Genomic DNA, 2,246 nt, shown 5'->3' on the forward strand with positions numbered 1-2,246 from the left:
GGTGGAGCCGGGGGCGGCCTGGAGGATGGGGGAGCAGAACAGGTGCGTGATGCCCAGCTCCCTCAGGTAGGGCAGCTGGACGACGGCGTCGTTGAACGTGAAGTCGGCAGTCAGCTGCAGCCGGTACGTCGAGTTCGGGGTGTTCCTCACAGTGTCCACGCCCCTCACTCTATGCCGGTGGGGTGACAAAAATCTCGAGGCGGTGTTTTCAGCCATTCTTCGGGCTGCGAGGGCCTGTGGCGGCTGAAGAATGGCAGGAAACACGGTGGCGGCCGCAGTGGCCATCATGGCCGCTCGGGATGCTGGCCGGGCCGCTGCGCCAAGGTGAGTGATCCTTTTCAGAGCCTTCAGCGTCCGAGCCCGGGGGTGGGTGGGGTGATCCGGTTGTGTTGCAGCGGGTGGTTCCTGGTGGGGGTTCGAGGGGGAAGGGGCTTGGTGGGCGGGGTGCTGGCCTGGAGTGTGGTGCTGCGGGAGAGGCCGTCGCGGTCGACGTGTTCGATGACGGTGCTGGTCGGGGAGCGGTGGGCGATGAACAGGTTGACCTGGCTGAAGGGGGCATGGACGCTGGCCAGCTGGTGGGTGATGCGGGCGTTGTCGATGCATCGGCTGACCGTGTTGTTCGGGGTGAACATGGAGGTGACGGCCGCGGGTGGGGTGTAGCGGGCCGTGACGTCGCCTTGGGAGCGGGGTGTGATCCACCGCTGGTGTGCAGCCTCCAGGCACATCTGCTGAGGAGTGTCCACCGCGACGATGGTGACCTGGGTGTACTGCTCCGTCCTCAGGGCGTTGATGAGGCGAGGCCCTTGCCCCTTCCCTGAGGGTTCCATCCATTGCAGGGTGCCCTCGATCGTGATGTTGACATGTTCTGCCATGAGCTGCTCCCGAGCATCGTTGGCTGTGTCGGTGGAGAGCTGGTGCACGAGGGTGGAGAGCTCACCACGCAGCAGTGGTCTGCCATCGGCGAGGGGGCGTGGGGCGTGGTCGGCGATCAACCGGTCCCAGTGCTCACGGGCCTGCCCCACCAGCTCAGGATCAACATCGAGCCCCGCCACCGGATTACCAAGCAACACCTGCTTCACATCGTCGGCATCGACGGTGATGAAACCATCGTCCACCACCCCCAACCGCTCTGCTTCCTTTGGTCCCAGGGCAGTCCGTACCGCAGCCACACCCTTGCTCTTCCCCGCGCCCGGCGGGCCAGCCATGATGATCGCCCGACCTCCACGCACTCCTTCGCGATCGGCACGATCCACATAGGCCTGAGCGATTGCTTGCCCCAGCCGAAACCACAGGGAACCCTTCGGAGGGTCCGCCGGCAGGGAATGCTCCGCAGCGAGCTGTCCCACCAGGCTGCGAACCTGCTCCTCAGTCCGCCACGCCGCCTCGTTCATCGGCTCTGTCATGAAGGATGATCCGGAAACTGCTGAACGATCAACCGGAGTTCTTCGTACTCGTCATCGGTGATGATCTCATACCTGTGCAAGCGCCGAACCTCGTCCCATGAACCCTCGTCGTAGAAGTCGTAGTGATGCTGCCCGAAGGTGTAGGGCCAGGACCGCAACCGGTCCATCATCTCCTCGGTGCTGATCTGCCCCATGAACCGCCGTAAACCCAACTCATACGGCGTCACCGGACGAATCTCCTCCCCGCGCTGGTGTTCCTGCCTGACTCCCGCCACGATGCGGGGCTCGGCGCCGCTTCGAGAGATGATCTGCTCGTCGTCCAGCCCGGTCTCGATCAGGTGCAGGATCTCTCGTTCCCCGTCGATCCGTGCCAGTACCTGGGAAGCCATGGAACGCATCCGATCTTCGTCGTCCCGGTGGGTGTTCATGTGCACCTCTTCTGCCTCATCGTCGTGCGCTGGGGGCAGATTATCACCGGGTCTCGATCCGATTGCAGGATGCATCCGGGGTGATCGGTGGACGGCTGATCGAGGTGCAAGGTCCTGGGTGGCTCACCCAGGGTGACTGGCATGACCGGTCACCCTGAACCGCAGCAGCGGCCCGTGGCCTCAGGCGTTGTCATGCCACCAGTTCAGCAGCAGCTGCCTCGCCTCGTCCTGAGGGATCGGGCCGTGCTCGGTGTGTTGCTCCTGACAGGAACTTGTACGCCTTCCCGACCTGCGGGCACGGACCGATGCCCTGCTTGCGGACAGCCTCGGCCAGGTGCCGGAATCCCTCCTCGCCGCCGAGTTCCTCGGAGATCCGGGTGTGGTCCACGACGTCGTAGCCGTGGGTGGAGCCGGG

3 protein-coding genes are annotated in these 2,246 nt (G+C 64.6%); all 3 read right to left on the reverse strand.

The features are described 5' to 3' along the window. Positions 1–347: 347 nt before the first annotated feature. The gene (locus tag EII34_RS15605) at positions 348–1,205 is read right to left on the reverse strand and encodes a hypothetical protein (protein ID WP_124846092.1); all 858 of its coding nucleotides are present in this window, start codon (positions 1,203–1,205) and stop codon (positions 348–350) included. Positions 1,206–1,399: 194 nt separating this feature from the next. Next, positions 1,400–1,792: a hypothetical protein gene (locus EII34_RS15610; RefSeq protein ID WP_148092638.1), complete on the reverse strand. Its 393-nt coding sequence runs from the start codon at positions 1,790–1,792 to the stop codon at positions 1,400–1,402. A 229-nt stretch (positions 1,793–2,021) separates the two neighbouring features. Then, positions 2,022–2,246: hypothetical protein (locus EII34_RS16150; protein WP_185711394.1), on the reverse strand; the 225-nt coding region annotated here is incomplete at its 5' end.

Source organism: Arachnia propionica, assembly GCF_003859805.1.
Classification (GTDB): Bacteria; Actinomycetota; Actinomycetes; order Propionibacteriales; family Propionibacteriaceae; genus Arachnia; species Arachnia propionica_C.